The sequence below is a fragment of the Streptomyces sp. WZ-12 genome, assembly GCF_028898845.1.
Classification (GTDB): Bacteria; Actinomycetota; Actinomycetes; order Streptomycetales; family Streptomycetaceae; genus Streptomyces.
On sequence record NZ_CP118574.1, the window covers coordinates 4,720,087 to 4,737,886 of the forward strand.

Sequence of the window (17,800 nt, forward strand, 5' to 3'; positions counted from 1 at the left end):
AGGAAGGGACCTCGATACGCAATACCAGCAAGTAGCCACGATGATGCTACCCATCGGTAATAAAGGGCAACCCCCTGCGGCCGATCTGTGACGAGCGTCCCCCGCGCCCTCCTCGACTCAGTACGCTGTGCCGCATGTACGGCTACGACCAGAACGCGGGTGCCGGGCAGCAGTACGGAGCACCGCCCCCGCCGCAGCAACCGGCCCCCGGGGGCTATGGCGAGCAGCCGCTGTATCCCGAGCCGTCGCCGCCCTCCCTCGCCGACGCGGTGCGCGCCTTCACCACCGGCTCGATGTCGGCCGAGGACTTCCAGGGCATCTTCTCGACCTCCAAGATCTACTGCCCGCGCGGCGACAACCCCGGTTTCCTGGCGCTGCACAACACCCAGCAGCCGGTCATCCCGATGTTCACCTCGCTCAAGGAGCTGCGCCGGTACGCCGGCAAGGAGTCCAAGTACTTCGTGATCACCGGCGCCGAGGTGCTCGACCTGCTGCCGACCGGCTACGGATTCGTCCTCGACATGGAGGGCGACCACCGGATGGTCTTCGACGCCAAGGCCGTGGAGCAGATGGTCGACTTCGCGATGCGCCGGATGTACGGCTGACGACTCCCCCGGGGCGGTCCGCGACCGCCCCGTCTTCCTTCCCCTGCCCCTCGGGAGCCCAGCGCTGACCTGCGGCAACGCGGGCGTGGCGCGATGGGGAATGCCGCACGCCTTGTCAGTCGTTCAGTTTTCAACTAACTTATTGAAACGCGAACGATCGAGGAGGTCGTCATGCCCGCTGTGACCGTTGAGAACCCGCTGGCCCTGCCGAAGGTGGCCGCGTCCGCCGGGGCACGCACCCGTCCGGTGCTGGCCGTCACCACCGCCCCCAGCGGTTTCGAGGGCGAGGGCTTCCCGGTGCGCCGCGCCTTCGCCGGGATCGCCTACAAGCACCTGGACCCGTTCATCATGATGGATCAGATGGGCGAGGTGGAGTACGCGCCGGGAGAGCCCAAGGGCACCCCGTGGCACCCGCACCGCGGCTTCGAGACCGTGACGTACCTGCTCGACGGCACCTTCGTGCACCGCGACTCCCACGGTGGCGGCGGGGTCATCAACGACGGTGACACCCAGTGGATGACGGCGGGTTCCGGGCTGCTGCACATCGAGGCGCCGCCGGAGTCGCTGGTCATGTCCGGCGGCCTCTTCCACGGCCTCCAGCTCTGGGTGAACCTCCCCAAGAGCGACAAGATGATGGCGCCGCGCTACCAGGACATCGGCGGCGGCCAGGTCAAGCTGCTCACCTCGGCGGACGGCGGTGCGCTGCTGCGGCTGATCGCCGGTGACATCGACGGCCACGAGGGGCCCGGCATCACCCACACCCCGATCACGATGATGCACGTGACCGTGAGCCCGGGCGCCCAGGTCACGCTGCCCTGGCGCACGGACTTCAACGGCCTCGCCTACGCCCTGGCCGGGAGCGGCACGGCGGGCGACGAGGGCCGCCCGTTCCACATGGGCCAGACCGTCGTCTTCGGAGAGGGGGACGCGCTGACGATCCGGGCCGACGAGAGCCAGGAGTCGCGCAGCCCCAACTTCGAGGTGGTGCTGCTGGGTGGGTTGCCGATCCGCGAGCCGATGATGCACTACGGCCCGTTCGTGATGAACACCCACGCCGAACTGGCCCAGGCCTTCGAGGACTTCCAGGCCGGCCGCCTGGGCACGATTCCCGCCGACGCGCGGTGAGCGGCCGCCGATGGCGGCACCGCGGGGGCGACGTTTCCTGTGAAACGCCGCCCCCGCACGCATGTTTCACGTGAAACGCCGGATCGGCGGGCGGGTCGCGCATAGCGGTCGAGCCCGTCCAATACCCCTCAACTGCCGCTCCGCCGTGGTGGACTGTCATGGTGCGAAACGACTCGGATCAAGACCGGAGCGGTGCCGAGCCCGGCCGGCCGCCGCACACCGTGCCGCTGCTGCCGATCGAGGCGCGCCGTGCCGCGGCCTGGTGCGCGGTCGGGCTGTTGGTCGCCACGGTGGTGGCCCTCGGCATCTGGCTCTGCGTCGAGTTGAGCGCCGCGGTCACGCCCGTCCTGCTGGCGCTGCTCGGTAGCGCGCTGCTCGGGCCGATGTACCGGCGGCTGGTGGCGATGCGGTTCAACCGTTCTCTGGCGGCCGGACTGACCTGTGCCGTGCTGGTGATCGTGGTCGGCGGGGCCGGGTACGTCGTGATCAGCGCGCTGGTCGACACCGGCGACCAGATCATCGCCTCCCTCAAGGACGCGGCCGCGGACCTCTCCCGGCGCTTCGGGGTGGCCGGCAACTCGCTCACCGATCTGGCCGGCCACGCCAAGACGTTGGTCACCAGGTTCGGCTCCACCGCGGCCTCGGGGGTCCTCGCCGGGGTGAGCATCGTGGGGCAGTTCATCGCCGCCGCGGTGCTGGCCCTGCTGCTGACGTTCTTCTTCCTGCGTGACTCGGACAAGGCGGTCCGGGCCCTGCACGACTGGGCGCCCGGCGACTCGGCGCCGCGCCTGGAACGGATGGCCCGCCGCGGCTTCCAGTCCATCGAGGGCTTCATGCGCGGCACCACCTTCATCGCGCTGATCGACGCCCTCTGCATCACCGTCGGCCTGGTGGTCCTGGACGTCCCGGGGGCCCTCGGACTGGGCGCCCTGGTCTTCGTCGGGGCCTACATCCCCTACCTGGGCGCGTTCATCTCCGGTGCGGTGGCGATCCTGGTGGCCTTCGCGGACCGGGGATTCGTGATCGCGCTCTGGGCGCTCGCGGTGGTCGTCGCCGTCCAGGTGCTGGAGGGCCATGTGCTCCAGCCGATGATCCAGAGCCGCACCGTGCAGATGCACCCGGCCGTCGTGATGCTGGCGATCACGGCGGGCGCGAGCGTCGCCGGGATCCTCGGCATGCTGCTCTCCGTCCCGCTGACCGCGGCCGCCTCCGGCGTCCTGCACGAACTGCGCAGGCACTACGCCGCGGGCTCGGACAGGGACTCCTCCGGTCCCGACGACACCGGGCCGGGCGACTCCCCCGCCGCCCCGGCGTCCTCGTAGAGCGCGAACCACGTCGCCTTGCCGTCCCCGCGCGGGTCCACGCCCCACTCCCCGGCCAGCAGCTCCAGCAACACCAGGCCGCGCCCCGAGGACGCCAGCTCGCCGGGCCTGCGGCGGTGCGGCAACTCGTCGCTGGCGTCGGCCACTTCGACCCGCAGCCGCCGGGAGCCGCGCTCACCGGAGACCTCCGCCACCAGCAGCGCGTCCCCGTCGGTGTGCATCAGCACATTGGTGACGATCTCGGAGACCAGCAGGACGGCGGAGTCCACCTGATCCGGGTCGGTCCAGTCGTGCAGCACATCGCGTATCTGGCGGCGCGCCGCGGCGATCCGCTCCGGCTCGGCCTGCGCGACGGAGAACACCGTGCGCCGCCCGGGCCGTCGGGCGAGCCGGTCGCCGGCGCCCAGCCCGCAGCTTGCGCTCTCGCGGGAGAGCAACAGCAGCGCGATGTCGTCCTCGCGGCGGTCCACCAGCGGACCGGTCGTGTGGTGCGACGAGGGCCCGTGCACGGCCTGGACCAGGGCGTCGGCCAGCCGCTCCAGGCTCTCCGCGCTGCCCTCGTCCACCGCGCCGCCGTGCGCCTCGAAGACGCCGCGCAGCCGCCCCCAGCCGGTCTCCAGGTCGTGTCCACCGGTCTCGATCAGCCCGTCGGTGCACACCAACATGGTCTCGCCGGGCTCCAGGACGATCCGGGTGGTGGGGTAGTCGGTGTCCGGGTCGATGCCCAACGGCAGCCCGCCGGCGGTGGGTCGGACCATCACCGCGCCGTCGGCCATCCGGATCGCCGGGTCGGGGTGACCGGCCCGCGCCACGTCCAGCAGGCCGGTCGCCGGATCCACCTCGACGTACAGACAGGTCGCGAAGCGCTGGTCCTCGCCGTGGCCGTGGGACTCGGTCTCGTTGATCCCGGCCAGGAAACGGGAGGCGCGGGAGAGCACCGCATCGGGGTGGTGGCCCTCGGAGGCGTAGGCGCGCAGCGCGATCCGCAGTTGTCCCATCAGGCCCGCGGCCCGCACGTCGTGGCCCTGGACGTCGCCGATGACCAGCGCGATCCGCCCGGACGGCAGCGGGATCATGTCGTACCAGTCGCCGCCGACCTCCAGCCCGCCGCCGGTCGGCACATAGCGGGCGGCGACCGCCATCCCCGGGATGTCCGGCTGCACCGTCGGCATCATGCTCCGCTGCAGCCCCACCGCCAGTTCCTGCTGGGACTCCTGCATCCCGGCCCTGGCCAGCGCCTGGGCCAGCATCCGCGCGACCGTGGTCAGCACCGAGCGCTCGTCCGGGGTGAAGGTCACCGGCTGCGCGAAGCCGGCCATCCAGGCGCCGATCGTCCGGCCGGCGTTGACTAGGGGGAGGAACGCCCAGGAGGTGCGGTCGAAGGGGGCGGCCAGCGGCCAGGTGGCGGGGTAGCGGCGCTGGTACTCCTCCGGCGTGGGGAGGTAGATGGCCCGGCCGTTCCGCACCACCTCGGCGGCCGGGTAGTCGGTGTCCAGCATCATCTCGGAGAACGGCAGTTCGTCGCCGGGGCGGTGGCCGTGGTGGCCGATCACCGAGAGCCGGTCGCCCTGGATGCCGAAGACCGCCAGACCGTCCGGCATGAAGCCCGGCATGGACAGCCCGGCCGCGACCCGCAGCACCTCGGCCGTGGACCGCGCCTCGGCCAGCGCCCGGCCCGCGTCCAGCAGGAACGCCTCGCGCGAGCGGCGCCAGTCGCCGGTCACCGGGGTCACGGCCGCCGACGTGCCGGGCTGCGGCTCGGGCACCTCCTGAAGGGTGCCGACCAGCTCGAAGTCGCCGTCCACGATCCGCGGCCGGGTGCGGGAGCGGACGATGCGCTGGACCCGCCCGCGCTCGTCGACGATGCGCAGCCGGGCCTCGGCGAGAGTCCCCTCGGAGACCGCGAGCTGGACCACGCCGTTGATCTCGGCGAAGTCGACGGGGTGAAAACGGGAGCGCACGGCGGCCTCGGTCAGTTCGACCGGTTCGGCGGGAAGCCCCAGCAGCCGGGCCGCCTCGGCGTCGAGGGTCACCCGGCCCGATGCGTTGTCCCAGCGCCACAGGCCGGTCGCGAGGGCGGCCAGGAGGTCCTTGGTGCGCATTGCATCACTTTAGGTGGATTTGAAGTGACTCGACCAGCGAGCCGGACGTGACCATCGTCCCAGCCCGGGTGCCCGCTCCCGCGCCCGGGGACCCTGATGGGGATATGTCAACCAGGAGGTCGGGGCCGGACGGTAACCTGGAGCGGTTATGCCATTCCCGGGGTGGTCTTTCGGGCGATCCACGCGGTGATCGGGCCAGCGGGCCCGGTGTCCCCCTTCTCGCCCGACGGCTCCCCACCTCGACTCGCGACGACTTGGATGAGCGATGCATCGGTACCGGTCCCATAACTGCGGCGAGCTCCGAGCCGCGGACGTCAACACCGATGTCCGCCTCAGCGGCTGGCTGCACAATCGACGTGACCTGGGCGGCATCCTCTTCATCGATCTGCGCGACCACTACGGCCTGGTGCAGCTCGTCGCCCGCCCCGGCACCCCGGCCAACGAGGCCCTCGGCTCGCTGACCAAGGAGACCGTCGTCCGCATCGACGGCAAGGTCAGCGCCCGCGGCGCCGACAACGTCAACCCGGACCTGCCGACCGGCGAGATCGAGATCGAGGTCACCGAGGTCGAGGTGCTCGGCGCCGCCGAGCAGATCCCCTTCACCATCAACGCCGAGGACGGTGTCAACGAGGAGAAGCGCCTGGAGTTCCGCTTCCTCGACCTGCGCCGTGAGCGCATGCACCGCAACATCATGCTGCGCACCGCCGTGATCTCCGCGATCCGGCACAAGATGGTGGCCCTCGGCTTCAACGAGATGGCGACCCCGATCCTGTCCGCGACCTCCCCCGAGGGCGCCCGCGACTTCCTGGTCCCGTCCCGTCTGCACGCCGGCAAGTTCTACGCGCTGCCGCAGGCCCCGCAGCAGTTCAAGCAGTTGCTGATGATCGCCGGCTTCGACCGGTACTTCCAGATCGCGCCCTGCTTCCGCGACGAGGACGCCCGCGCGGACCGCTCGCCGGGCGAGTTCTACCAGCTCGACGTCGAGATGAGCTTCGTCGAGCAGGAGGACGTCTTCCAGCCCGTCGAGAAGCTGATGACCGAGCTCTTCACCGAGTTCGGCAACGGCCGCACGGTCACCTCCCCGTTCCCGCGCATCCCGTTCCGCGAGGCGATGGTCAAGTACGGCTCCGACAAGCCGGACCTGCGCGCCGAGCTGGAACTGGTGGACGTCTCCGACGTCTTCGCGAACTCCGGCTTCAAGGCGTTCGCCGGCAAGCACGTCCGGGCCCTGGCCGTGCCGGACACCGCCGACCAGCCGCGGAAGTTCTTCGACCAGCTCGGCGACTTCGCCGTCGCGCAGGGCGCCAAGGGCCTGGCCTGGGTCCGCGTCGGTGAGGAGAACGCGCTCGCCGGCCCGATCGCCAAGTTCCTCACCGAGGACGACGTCAAGGCGCTGGTCGCCGCCCTCGACCTCAAGCCCGGCCACGCCGTCTTCTTCGGCGCCGGCGACTTCGACGAGGTCTCCAAGATCATGGGCGCGGTCCGCGTCGAGGCCGCCAAGCGCGCCGGCCACTTCGTCGACGACGAGTTCCGCTTCTGCTGGATCGTCGACTTCCCGATGTTCGAGCGCGACGCGGACACCGGCAAGATCGAGTTCTCCCACAACCCGTTCTCCATGCCGCAGGGCGGCCTGGAGGCGCTGGAGACCAAGGACCCGCTGGACATCCTCGCCTGGCAGTACGACATCGTCTGCAACGGCACCGAGCTCTCCTCCGGTGCGATCCGGAACCACGAGCCGGACGTCATGTACAAGGCGTTCGCGATCGCCGGTTATGACAAGGAGACCGTCGAGGCCGAGTTCGGCGGCATGCTCCGCGCCTTCAAGTTCGGCGCCCCGCCGCACGGTGGCATCGCCCCGGGCGTCGACCGGATCGTGATGCTGCTCGCCGACGAGCCCAACATCCGCGAGACCATCGCCTTCCCGCTCAACGGCAATGCCCAGGACCTCCTGATGGGCGCCCCCTCCGAGGTCGACGAGGCCCGCCTCAAGGAGCTCCACCTGAACATCCGCACCGGCCCGGCGAAGCCGACGCCGTACAAGCCGACCAAGTAAGGCGCACCGGGGCCCGGGACCGCAGCCGTGTTCCCGGGCCCCGGCACATCCGGCAATCCGGGAACGGCCGTTGCACCGCCGCTCCCGCACCACGCACGAGGGCGCCCCCGGACCGATCCGGTCCGGGGGCGCCCTCGTGCTTCCTTACGCGCCGGAGGTCAGCCCTCTTCGCCGCCGAACCGCTCCCGGTACGCCGCCAGGTCGTCCTCGGTGATCTTCGCGAAGAGCACCGGCGGGACCGTGAACGACGTCCCGGCGGGCACCGAGGCCAGCGCCCGCGCCTCCTTCGGCGAGACCCAGGTGGCCGTGTCGCCGTCCAGCGCGAACGCGCCCCGCATGGCCTTCGCCGACGCCGGGATGAACGGCTCGGAGACCACCGCGTAGAGGTGGATGAGGTTCATCGCGGTCCGCAGCGTCAGCGCCGCCGCGTCCTTGTCCGTCTTGATCTCCAGCCAGGGGGCCTTCTCCTCCAGGTAGGAGTTGCCCGCGCTCCACAGGGCGCGCAGCGAGGCCGCGGCCTTGCGGAACTGGAGCGCCTCCAGGTGGCCCTCGTACTCGGCGAGCAGCCGGGCGATCTCCTCGCCCAGCTTCTGCTCGGCGGCGCCGGCCTCGGCGCCGGCCGGCACCTCGTCGCCGAACCGCTTCCGGGAGAAGGAGAGCACACGGTTGACGAAGTTGCCGAGGGTGTCGGCCAGGTCCTTGTTGACCGAGGAGGAGAACAGCTCCCAGGTGAAGGAGGTGTCGTCGGACTCCGGGGCGTGCGCCATCAGGAAGTAGCGCCAGTAGTCGGCCGGCAGCAGCTCCAGCGCCGCGTCGGTGAAGATGCCGCGCTGCTGCGACGTGGAGAACTTCCCGCCGTAGTAGTTGAGCCAGTTGAACGCCTTGAGGAAGTCGACCCGCTTCCATGGCTCGCGGGTGCCCAACTGCGTCGCCGGGAACATCACGCTGTGGAACGGCACGTTGTCCTTGGCCATGAACTCCGTGTAGCGGACGTCATCGGCCTCGTACCACCACGACTTCCAGTCGCGCTCCTCCGGCGCCAGCTCCGCCCACTCCTTCGTCGAGCCGATGTACTCGATCGGGGCGTCGAACCAGACGTAGAAGACCTTGCCCTCGGCGGCCAACTCCGGCCACACGTCGGCCGGTACCGGCACGCCCCAGTCCAGGTCGCGGGTGATCGCCCGGTCCTGGAGGCCCTCGGTCAGCCACTTGTGGGCGATGGACGACGCCAGCGTCGGCCACTCCTTGCTGCCGTTGCCCTCCAGCCAACCCTCGACCTCGTGCTGGAGCTTGGACTGCAGCAGGAAGAGGTGCTTGGTCTCGCGCACCTCCAGGTCACCGCTGCCGCTGATCGCCGAGCGGGCGTCGATCAGGTCGGTCGGGTCCAGGACACGGGTGCAGTTCTCGCACTGGTCGCCGCGCGCCTTGTCGTAGCCGCAGTGCGGGCAGGTGCCGACGATGTAGCGGTCCGGCAGGAAGCGGCCGTCGGCGTTGGAGTAGACCTGGCGGATGGCCCGCTGCTCGATGAAGCCGTTCTCGTGCAGCTTGCGCGCGAAGTGCTGGGTCAGCGCGACGTTCTCCTGCGAGGAGCTCCGGCCGAAGTGGTCGAACTGCAACCCGAAGCCGTCGTAGATCGCCTTCTGCTTGTCGTGCTGCTCGGCGCAGAACTCGGCGACGGACTGCCCGGCGTCCTTCGCCGCCAGCTCGGCGGGCGTGCCGTGCTCGTCGGTCGCGCAGATGTAGAGGACGTCGTGACCGCGCTGCCGCAGGTACCGGGAGTACACGTCGGCCGGGAGCATGGACCCCACCATGTTGCCCAGGTGCTTGATCCCGTTGATGTACGGAAGGGCGCTGGTGATGAGGTGTCGAGCCATTGCCGGCTGCTCCCAAGTCGCTACGGTGAGTGATGATTTGCTTTACGCAACGTCAATATCGTACTGGACGGGGTGGGGGGCTCCGCGCGGGTATTTTCCGGCCCACAACGGGTGGATGAGGGGCGCCGCGCCCCGCTCGTTCCACGTGAAACGTGCCCCGCCCACTCCCGTCCATCATCACGCACGCGACCCCGGACTCCCCTCCTTTCCACGGGAAACGCCTACGCGTGGCACAGGCCGCGGCCGGGCCCGAATCGGGTCCGGCCGCGGCCTGTGCTTGCGGGGTGCGGCGGTGGCTTAGCTGTCCTTGAGGACCTTGGCGGCGCGGGCCTCGGCGAGCCACTCCGGGAACTCGACCATCAACTGCTGGTAGAGCTCCTCGTGGGAGAGGCTCCGGGGGTCGCGACCGGCGTGGAAGAAGCCGGCGTTGTCCACGACGCGCTTCTCTGGGATGGTCAGGTCGTCTAGCTTGCGGAGGAAGTCGAAGCCCTTGGCGTCGGGGTCACCGAAGCCGATGAACTGCCAGAAGATGGGGAGTTGGGCGGCCTGGCACAGGGCCCGCTCGGCGGCGGGCTTGGAGGTCGGCGCGCCGTCGGTCTGGAAGATGACGAAGGCGGGGTCGGTGGAGCCCGACTTCTTGTAGTGCGTGACGACGGCCTCGATGGCCCAGTGGTAGTTGGTCCGGCCCATGTGACCGAGGCCGGAGTGCAGTTCGTCGATGCGGTCCTCGTAGGTGGCGAGGTCCAGGTCGGCGGTGCCGTCCACGTCGGTGGAGAAGAAGACGACCGGGACGGTGGCCTGCTCGTCGAGGTGCACGGAGAGGCCGAGGGCCTGCTCGGCGAGGTGCTGGACCGTGCCGTCCTTGTAGTAGTTGCGCATCGAGCCGGAGCGGTCGAGCACGAGGTAGACGGTGGCGCGCTGGGCGGCGAGGCCGTGCTTCTCCAGCGTGGCGCGCGCGGCCTCGTGCAGCGGGAGGAGCGCGGGCGCGGTCGCCGCGACCGGGTTGGCGGGGGCCGGGGCCTCGTCGGCGGGCTCGGCGGCCTGGGCGTCGGGCGCGGCCGCGGGGGTCGGCGCCTCGGCCGCTTCGTCGGCCGCGGCCGGGGCTTCGTCCACCACCTTCTGCGGCGTCACCGCCGCCGCGACCGTCTCCTTCTGCTCTTCCTTCTCCTGCTCCGGCTGGGCCGCCGGCTTCGGCTCGGAGTCGCCCTCCGCGGTGGTCGCCGGATTGTCGAACGCCTGGCTGACCAGGTCGGCGGCGGAGTCAGGGGCGACGGGCGCGCCGGCCTCGGCGCCCGGCCGCGGCTCATCGAGGTCCTTGGCGGCGGCCTCGTCCTTGGGCGCGGTCGCGTCGGCCGCCGGCTTCGGCGCCTCGCGGACGGCCGTCGGCTCGTCCCGTACGGGAGTCTCGGTCGCCGCCGGGGCCGCCGCCTTCGCCGCGGGCTCCGGCGCACGGTCAACCGGGCTGCTCTGGGCGGGAAGTGAGGCGGTCTTCGGGGCCGCCGCGGGCGCCGGCTCGGCGGGCGCCGTGCGGGCGGCCGGGACCTCGGCTTCCGGGGGCGCGGTGGGCGGGACGACCGGAGCCGGGGTGGATTCCTCGCGGGCCTCCGGGATCGTCACCGCCTCCGGCTTGTCGGTGTTCTTCCGGGCGTCGGGGGATTCGTTGCGGGCCGCCTTTGAACGACCGAAAGCGTTGCGCAGCAGACTCCGAATGCCCATCGGCTGACCTCTCTTGCGTGTGGTGGGTGCGGCGAATGTCCGTGAAGCGCGGACATGTCCCTGACCAGGACGGATACGTAAGGGTAGCGGCCAGCACCGGCTTGATCGTGGGAACCCGCGCCCCAGATGGTTGGGCCATACGGGGGTGTTGAGCGTGGAGGTGGTTTCGCCCGGTGCCTCGTCGGTCCGGAAAGAGACGTTCCGTTTCCGGAAAGCGCGTGCGCGGTCTTTGCGGAAAATCCCGATTGCTCGTTTGTGGGGGGCTACTTGGTCGCTTGTATGGCGGGTCTTGACCTCATAGGTGGTGCAGAAGTGCCCTATGAGGCATCCAAGGTGAGGGAGGGATAGAGAATTTGTCGGGGATGTCGTTGTGGTGGCGTGAGGTACGCGCCTCGGCGGCGCCAACATGCTTGGTGCGGCGGCCAGTTCATGGCGGAGGGCTGGGAGGCCGCCCGGCCGCTGGAAGGTTCCGACGGTCGCGTGGGCGTCTTGTCGCCGGGTGTTCACCGGCCCTTCGTTCCACGTGAAACATGCGCGTGGTTACGTCAGTTGAGAGGGATCTACCGGCCCCGCCCGCGCACATCACGTGGGGGAAACAAACAGGCAAGAGCTCGGTAAGAAGTAAGTCGCTCAGGTATCCGATTCGCGGATGAGCCCGTCTTCTCCGGTGACCATTGTCCTGACCGCCCGTTGTGCCTCGGGGGTGGCCGGTGAGAAGGCAAGAACCCTTTCGAGGGTGACGGGAGATGTGGGCGCATGGGGCTGACCAGTCAGTCGCTCGAAATCACGGTGATCGTGCTGGCGGTGGCCTGTGTTGCCGCGACGGTGTGGCTCTGGCCCCGGCTGTCGCGCAACGGCTGGCGCCATGTGCTGGGGAGGTTGGGGGCCATCGTGGTCACCCAGCTTTCGATCGTGTCCGCGCTCGCCCTCGCCGTGAACGCGAACTTCGAGTTCTACGGCAACTGGGACGAGTTGCTGGGCAACAACGAGCAGGCCCCGGCCGCGGTGAGTCAGGGGGACGGGCAGTACGCCACGGTCGGCAACATCAAGGGCGGACTGATCCAACCCGCCGGCCCGCAGGGGCTCGACCGGGTGACCGGACTGCCGAAGGGGCCCGCCGACAAGGTGGGCAAGGTCGAGTCCGTACGGATCATCGGCCGCCGCACCCGGGCCATCAACCCGGCCTTCGTGTATCTGCCGCCGCAGTACTTCCAACAGCAGTTCCACCGGCAGCGGTTCCCCGTCATGGTCGTCATCAGCGGCTACCCGGGTGGGATCATGAACCTCGCGCAGCACCTCCAGATCCCGCAGAACGCGGGCCGGTTGATTGCGCAGGGCAAGATGCAGCCGACCGTGCTGGTGATGGTGCGGCCCACCATCGCGCCGCCGCGCGACACCGAGTGCGTCGACGTGCCGGGCGGTCCGCAGGCCGAGACGTTCTTCACCAAGGACCTCCCGGACGCCATGAAGTCGGCCTACCGGGTGGGCCACGACCCCAGCGCCTGGGGCGCGTTCGGGTACTCCTCGGGCGGCACCTGCTCGCTCCAACTGGCGATGCGCAACCCGACGGCGTACACCTCGGCGGTCTCGCTCTCCGGCGACTACGCGATCAAGGACGACCTCACCACCGGCAGCCTCTTCGGCCCCGGGCCGACCGGCGCCCAGCATCAGCGCGAGCACGACCTCCAGTGGCGGCTGAAGAACCTGCCGGCGCCGCAGATCTCCGCGCTGGTGGCCAGCAGTCGCCAGGGCGAGTCGGACTACGGCGCCACCATGGACTTCATCCACGCGGTGAAGCCGCCGATGCGGGTCGACTCGATCATCCTGCCCCGCGGTAGCCACCAGTTCGGGACCTGGCGGCGGGAGGTCGTCCCGGCCCTGGAGTGGCAGAGCCAGCAGTTGACGTTCCCGCAGGACACCGAGCCGAACAAGCCGACGCCGGGTCAGGCGAAGGGGGTGTCCAAGGCGCAGACGCCCGCCGAGGACCGGTCCCACAAGCGGGTTGAGGCCGAGCACCCCCAGGGGTGAGGTGGCCGCCGCCGGCGACGGCGGCGCGCGGAAGGGGGCGCCGGGATGGTCCGGCGCCCCCTTCGTCGTGCGGCCGCGGGTGGGGCGTCGTTCCCGGCCCCGGTCGCCCGCCCCCTTCATCGGGATCCCGCTCCAACGGGCCCCCGGCTCACGGGCGGTAGACCATCCCCGGTTCCGGCTTCGCGGGCGAGAGGAGCTGGGACACGGTGACGACCGTGTAGCCGCGGTTCTTCAGCTCCTTGAGGATGCCGGGGACGGCCGGCACGGTGCCCTTGTAGATGTCGTGCAGCAGGATGATGCCGTCGCGCTTGGTCTGGTCGAGCACCCGCTTGGTGATCAGGTCCGAGTCGGTGGTCTGGTAGTCCTTCGCGGTCACGCTCCACAGGACCTGGGCGACGCCGAGCTCCTTGCTGATCTTGGAGACCTCTTCGTCGGTCCGGCCCTGCGGCGGGCGCATCAGCGTGGGCGTCTTGCCGGTGATCTTGTGGACCTCGTCCTGGACGCGGGAGATCTCGCGCTTGGCCTCGTCCGGCTTGATGTCGGTGAGGATCTGGTGGGACCAGGTGTGGTTGGCCAACTCGTGGCCCTCGGCGGCGATCCGCTTCACCTCGGCGGGGCGCTCGGCGATGTGGTTCTTGCCGAGCATGAAGAACGTGGCGTGGGCCTTGTTCTCCTTGAGGACGTCCAGCAGCCGGTTGGTGTTCTCGCTCGGGCCCGCGTCGAAGGTCAGGGCCACGCACTTGGCCTTGCTGCAGTCGACGTCGCCGCTGCCGGCGTCCCCGGCCCTGGCGTTCTTGGCGTCGGACGACGTGGCCTCGGCCCGCGCGTCGGCGGGCGCGGTGACGTCGTAGGAGGCGCAGCCGCTGAGGGCCAGGGCCAGGGAGGCGGCCGTCAGCAGCCCGGCTATGGACGAGCGGCGGGCCGCGGATATCTGCTTCGACATGCGAGATCTTTCCTGGAGTCGTTCGCTGGCTGCTGTGGTTTTTTCGGCGCTCTTCCGCGTGGCCCGGTGCTCGCCGGCGGTGGCCGGGAGCGCGCGCGACCCGTTTTCCGGGCACGACGAAGCGGGCGCGGACGGAGTCGTGGCCCGGTGCGCCGACCGTCTGTCGAACGGACTTCAGCGACTATACAGACCAGGTACACACCATGTGTATAGAAGTGTGGGAAGGGTGGTGTGAGCCTGGTGACAGCCCGATCGGGCGCACTCCGCGCGACACTCCGTCGCGCCCGCGGTGGACTTCTGCTGTGACCGCCCCGCCGGACGACTGCCTGGCCCGCAACGACTGGATCTGCGGCGACTACCTGACCTCCCGCCGCCAGATCCTGCTCGACGCGGTCGGCCAGCATGTGCAGCTCACGGTGGTTTCGGTGGGGCTCGGGCTGGTGATCGCCCTCCCCCTGGCGCTGCTGGCCCGCCGACGGCGCTGGATGGCCGGCCCGGTGCTCGGCCTCACCACCGTGCTCTACACGATCCCGTCGCTGGCGATGTTCTCGCTGCTGCTGCCGGCCTACGGGCTCTCCGCCGCCCTCGTCGTGGTCGGCCTCGCCCTCTACTCCCTCACCCTGCTCGTCCGGAACATCCTGGCGGGGCTGAGCGGAGTCCCCGTCGAGGCCAAGGAGGCCGCCCGCGGCATGGGGTACGGGCCGATGCGGCAACTGCTGACGGTGGAGCTGCCGTTGGCGGTGCCCGCCGCGATGGCCGGGCTGCGCATCGCCACGGTCTCCGCGGTCGCCCTGACCACCGTCGGCGCGATCGTCGGGTACGGCGGGCTGGGCAACCTCATCTACGCCGGGATGAACTCCTTCTTCAAGGCGCAGGTGCTGACCGCGTCCGTGCTCTGCGTGCTCATCGCGGTCGCCTTCGACCTGCTGCTGCTCGGCGCGGAACGGCTGCTCACGCCCTGGCGGCGGGCCGGCCGGAGCCCCCGGCCGGCCCGCGGGCGGGCGCTGTCGGCCGCCTCCGGGCGGCGGGCATGAGCACCCTCGCCGCGGTCTGGGCCTGGCTGGCCACCGCCGCCAACTGGTCCGGGGAGAACGGCATTTGGCACCGCCTCGCCCAACACGTCGTCCTCACCTTCGCCTGCCTCGTCCTCAGCGCCCTGATCGCGCTGCCGGTGGCGCTGACGCTGGGACACCTGGGCCGCGGCGGCGCGCTTGCGGTCAACCTGGCCAACGTCGGCCGCGCGGTGCCGACCTTCGCGGTCCTCGTGCTGCTCCTGCTGACCCCGATCGGGCGGCACGGGCAGTGGCCGACGATCATCGCGCTGGTGTTGTTCGCCATCCCGCCGCTGCTCACCAACGCCTATGTCGGGATGCGCGGGGTGGACCAGGACGTGGTCCGGGCCGCGCGGGGCATGGGGATGACCGGGGTCCAACTGGTGTGGCGGGTGGAGGCGCCGCTGGCGCTGCCGCTGGTGCTGACCGGCGTGCGGATCGCCGCCGTGCAACTCGTCGCCACCGCCACGCTGGCCGCGCTGGTCGGCGGCGGTGGGCTCGGCCGGATCATCACCGCGGGCTTCAACCTCGCCAGCACCCCGCAGGTGGTGGCCGGTGCGGTGGTGGTGGCGGTGTTCGCGCTGCTGATGGAGGGAGTGTTCGAGCTGGTGCAGCGCTACGCGCCGGCCCGGGCGCGCGGACGGACCCCGTGAGCGCGGCCCGCCCGACGCCGGTCCCGCGCCGCCCGTACCGCGGCCCGCGGACCGCGTTGGTGGCCCTGGTCGTGTTGGCCGGGCTGGCCTCCTGCATCGGTGGGCCGTCGCTGGAGCACCGTGGGGCGATCACCGCGGAGCCCGGCGACAGTCACGAACTGTCCATCGGCTCGGCCGGCTTCACCGAGAGCGAGCTGCTCGCCCAGATGTACGCGACGCTGCTCCAGCAGGCCGGCTACCGCACCCACTTGCTCACCGTCGGCAACCGCGAGCTGTACGAACCGGCGCTGGAGGCCGGCCAGATCGACGTCGTCCCCGAATACGCCGCCACCTTCGCGGACTGGCTCAACGCCAAGGAGCACGGGCCCGAGGCGGCTCCGGTCGCCTCCCCCGACCTGGACGTCACCATGGCCGCGCTGCGCCGGCTCGCCGCGCCGCGCGGTCTGACCGTGCTCCCGCCGGGCCGCGCCGTCGACCAGAACGCCTTCGCGGTACGCGCCTCCTACGCCGCCGAGCACCGCCTCCGCACCCTCAGTGACCTGGGTCGCGCCAAGCTGCCGGTGCGGCTGGCGGCCGGTGACGAGTGCGTCCAACGTCCCTTCTGTGCCCCCGGGTTGCGGAAGACCTACGGCATCGACATCACCGCCGTGGATCCGAAGGGGGTCGGCACCACACCGTCGAAACAGGCCGTGCAGAACGGTCAGGACCAGATGGTGCTGACCACCAGCACGGACGCCACCCTCGACCAGTTCGGACTCGTCGTCCTCGCCGACGACCGGAAGCTCCAGAACGCCGACTACATCGTCCCCGTCGTCAACCGCGCGCGGGCCGGCGGCGCCCGCCCGGCCGCCGCGCTGAACCGCCTCAACACGGTGCTGACCACCGAGGATCTGGCTCGGCTCAACGAACAGGTCGATAGCTGGCGCCGACTCCCCGCCGAAGTCGCCCACAACTACCTCATGGAAAAGGGGCTGTTGAGGAAAGGCTGACGCCGCCCGAGAGAGCGTTTCACGTGAAACACCGTGCTGCGTACGCCGTTTCACGTGAAACACCGCGTCCGCTCCGCGCCCGACTCACTCCGTCGGGACGGAATCCACCTCCGGCCGCCCCCGCGACACCCCCCGCACCTCCGGGGCGATGGTGCGGCGCAGCGCCTCGTGCAGGGTCGTCGGGGTCAGGACGCCCACCAGCCGCGGGCCGTCCAGGACCGCGATCCACCCGGCGTCGTGCTTCAGCATCTCGCTGAACGCGTCCTTGAGCGTCCCGGTCACCGGGATCCACGCCTCCATGCGGCGGGCGTGGTCCGCGACGGTCCCGCCCGCGCCCGCCAGGCGCTCCGTGCCCACCCAGCCGTGCAGCGCACCGTCGGCGTCCAGCACCACCGCCCAGCGGGCGTCCTCGCCCCGCAGCCGGGTCACCGCCTCCGCGGCCGGCTCGGCGAGCCGGGCGAACGGCGGTCGTTCGAGGTCGTCGCGGTCGATGGAGGTCACCGAGAGCTGCTTCAACGCCCGGTCCGCGCCCACGAATTCGGCGACATAGGGCGTCGCGGGCGCGCCGAGCACCCGCGCCGGGGTGTCGAACTGCTCGATCCGGCCGGCACCGTAGACCGCGATCCGGTCGCCGAGCCGGATGGCCTCCTCGATGTCGTGGGTGACCAGCAGCACCGTCTTGTGCATATCGGCCTGGAGCCGCAGGAACTCCTTCTGGAGGCGGTCCCGGACGACCGGGTCGACGGCGCCGAACGGCTCGTCCATCAGCAGCACGGGCGGATCGGCCGCCAGCGCGCGGGCCACCCCCACCCGTTGGCGCTGCCCGCCGGACAACTGGTCGGGGTAGCGCGGTCCGTAGACGGCCGGGTCCAGGCCGACCAGGTCCAGGAGTTCGGCGGCCCGCTCCCGCGCCTTGGCCCGCTTCCAGCCGGTCAGCACCGGCACCGTCGCGGTGTTGTCGAGGACGGTCCGGTGCGGAAAGAGGCCGGTCTGTTGGATGACGTAGCCGATCCGGCGGCGGAGCCGCACGGGGTCGACTCCGGAGACGTCCGCACCGTCGACGAGGATCCGGCCCTCGGTGGGGTCGATGAGCCGGTTCACCATCATCATGGTCGTCGTCTTCCCGCACCCGGACGGACCGACCAGCGTGACCAACTCGCCCTTGCCGACCTCGAAGGAGAGGTCGTCGACGGCCGTCGTCCCGTCGGGATAGCGCTTGGTGACCGACTCGAACCGGATCATTGCGCCATTGAATCCCGCGCCCCGTCGCCGTTCCCGTCATGCGGGCAATCGAGTGGGGAAACGGAACGGCGGCGGGGGCCGTACGAGTGCTTCGGG

13 protein-coding genes are annotated in these 17,800 nt (G+C 70.7%); 8 read left to right on the forward strand and 5 right to left on the reverse strand.

Going from position 1 to position 17,800, the window contains the following annotated elements; translation table 11 throughout:
* Nucleotides 1–134: 134 nt before the first annotated feature.
* From PV796_RS20340 to PV796_RS20350, 3 genes are all read left to right on the forward strand, one after another.
* On the forward strand, nucleotides 135–605 hold the full coding sequence (locus tag PV796_RS20340; RefSeq protein ID WP_274914726.1) for an SseB family protein: 471 nt from the start codon (nucleotides 135–137) through the stop codon (nucleotides 603–605).
* A gap of 171 nt (nucleotides 606–776) precedes the next feature.
* A complete protein-coding gene (locus PV796_RS20345; protein WP_274914727.1) occupies nucleotides 777–1,730 on the forward strand; it encodes a pirin family protein in 954 nt (317 codons plus the stop codon).
* Between the two features lie 161 nt (nucleotides 1,731–1,891).
* Complete coding sequence (locus PV796_RS20350) at nucleotides 1,892–3,052, forward strand: AI-2E family transporter (RefSeq protein WP_274919142.1); 1,161 nt, start codon at nucleotides 1,892–1,894, stop codon at nucleotides 3,050–3,052.
* On the opposite strand, the gene PV796_RS20355 is transcribed toward PV796_RS20350, so the two are convergent.
* On the reverse strand, nucleotides 2,968–5,154 hold the full coding sequence (locus tag PV796_RS20355) for an ATP-binding SpoIIE family protein phosphatase (RefSeq protein WP_274914728.1): 2,187 nt from the start codon (nucleotides 5,152–5,154) through the stop codon (nucleotides 2,968–2,970). The two genes, PV796_RS20350 and PV796_RS20355, sit on opposite strands and share 85 nt — an antisense overlap.
* Nucleotides 5,155–5,419: 265 nt before the next feature.
* Here PV796_RS20355 and aspS point away from each other — a divergent pair, with 265 nt between their 5' ends.
* On the forward strand, nucleotides 5,420–7,207 hold the full coding sequence (gene aspS / locus PV796_RS20360) for an aspartate--tRNA ligase (RefSeq protein WP_274914729.1): 1,788 nt from the start codon (nucleotides 5,420–5,422) through the stop codon (nucleotides 7,205–7,207).
* A 158-nt stretch (nucleotides 7,208–7,365) separates the two neighbouring features.
* Here aspS and metG read toward each other — a convergent pair whose 3' ends face one another.
* Both metG and PV796_RS20370 read right to left on the reverse strand, forming a co-directional pair.
* Nucleotides 7,366–9,081, reverse strand: a complete 1,716-nt coding sequence (metG, locus tag PV796_RS20365; protein WP_274914730.1) for a methionine--tRNA ligase — start codon at nucleotides 9,079–9,081, stop codon at nucleotides 7,366–7,368.
* A gap of 297 nt (nucleotides 9,082–9,378) precedes the next feature.
* Entirely contained in the window at nucleotides 9,379–10,797 is a 1,419-nt protein-coding gene (locus PV796_RS20370; protein ID WP_274914731.1) for a vWA domain-containing protein, read from the reverse strand.
* A 756-nt stretch (nucleotides 10,798–11,553) separates the two neighbouring features.
* On the opposite strand from PV796_RS20370, the gene PV796_RS20375 reads away from it, so the two are divergent.
* A complete protein-coding gene (locus PV796_RS20375; RefSeq protein WP_274914732.1) occupies nucleotides 11,554–12,825 on the forward strand; it encodes an alpha/beta hydrolase in 1,272 nt (423 codons plus the stop codon).
* Between the two features lie 148 nt (nucleotides 12,826–12,973).
* Here PV796_RS20375 and PV796_RS20380 read toward each other — a convergent pair whose 3' ends face one another.
* Complete coding sequence (locus PV796_RS20380; RefSeq protein ID WP_274914733.1) at nucleotides 12,974–13,768, reverse strand: polysaccharide deacetylase family protein; 795 nt, start codon at nucleotides 13,766–13,768, stop codon at nucleotides 12,974–12,976.
* Nucleotides 13,769–14,070: 302 nt separating this feature from the next.
* On the opposite strand from PV796_RS20380, the gene PV796_RS20385 reads away from it, so the two are divergent.
* Genes PV796_RS20385 through PV796_RS20395 form a run of 3 tightly spaced genes read left to right on the forward strand, consistent with a single transcriptional unit; the run spans nucleotide 14,071 to nucleotide 16,462 of the window.
* Nucleotides 14,071–14,802, forward strand: coding sequence for an ABC transporter permease (locus tag PV796_RS20385; protein WP_274914734.1), 732 nt, complete (start codon nucleotides 14,071–14,073; stop codon nucleotides 14,800–14,802).
* A complete protein-coding gene (locus PV796_RS20390; protein WP_274914735.1) occupies nucleotides 14,799–15,473 on the forward strand; it encodes an ABC transporter permease in 675 nt (224 codons plus the stop codon). The genes PV796_RS20385 and PV796_RS20390 overlap by 4 nt, the downstream gene beginning before the upstream one ends.
* A complete protein-coding gene (locus PV796_RS20395) occupies nucleotides 15,470–16,462 on the forward strand; it encodes an ABC transporter substrate-binding protein (protein WP_376568411.1) in 993 nt (330 codons plus the stop codon). The genes PV796_RS20390 and PV796_RS20395 overlap by 4 nt, the downstream gene beginning before the upstream one ends.
* Before the next feature lie 84 nt (nucleotides 16,463–16,546).
* Here PV796_RS20395 and PV796_RS20400 read toward each other — a convergent pair whose 3' ends face one another.
* Entirely contained in the window at nucleotides 16,547–17,704 is a 1,158-nt protein-coding gene (locus PV796_RS20400) for a betaine/proline/choline family ABC transporter ATP-binding protein (RefSeq protein ID WP_274914736.1), read from the reverse strand.
* Between the last annotated feature and the right edge of the window lie 96 nt (nucleotides 17,705–17,800).

Excerpts from the sequence above, each read along its gene's own strand:
- PV796_RS20340 (WP_274914726.1), top strand. The coding sequence starts at position 135 with ATGTACGGCTACGACCAGAACGCGGGTGCCGGGCAGCAGTACGGAGCA.
- PV796_RS20345 (WP_274914727.1), top strand. The coding sequence starts at position 777 with ATGCCCGCTGTGACCGTTGAGAACCCGCTGGCCCTGCCGAAGGTGGCC.
- PV796_RS20355 (WP_274914728.1), bottom strand. The coding sequence starts at position 5,154 with ATGCGCACCAAGGACCTCCTGGCCGCCCTCGCGACCGGCCTGTGGCGC.
- aspS (WP_274914729.1), top strand. The coding sequence starts at position 5,420 with ATGCATCGGTACCGGTCCCATAACTGCGGCGAGCTCCGAGCCGCGGAC.
- metG (WP_274914730.1), bottom strand. The coding sequence starts at position 9,081 with ATGGCTCGACACCTCATCACCAGCGCCCTTCCGTACATCAACGGGATC.
- PV796_RS20370 (WP_274914731.1), bottom strand. The coding sequence starts at position 10,797 with ATGGGCATTCGGAGTCTGCTGCGCAACGCTTTCGGTCGTTCAAAGGCG.
- PV796_RS20375 (WP_274914732.1), top strand. The coding sequence starts at position 11,554 with ATGGGGCTGACCAGTCAGTCGCTCGAAATCACGGTGATCGTGCTGGCG.
- PV796_RS20380 (WP_274914733.1), bottom strand. The coding sequence starts at position 13,768 with ATGTCGAAGCAGATATCCGCGGCCCGCCGCTCGTCCATAGCCGGGCTG.
- PV796_RS20390 (WP_274914735.1), top strand. The coding sequence starts at position 14,799 with ATGAGCACCCTCGCCGCGGTCTGGGCCTGGCTGGCCACCGCCGCCAAC.
- PV796_RS20400 (WP_274914736.1), bottom strand. The coding sequence starts at position 17,704 with ATGATCCGGTTCGAGTCGGTCACCAAGCGCTATCCCGACGGGACGACG.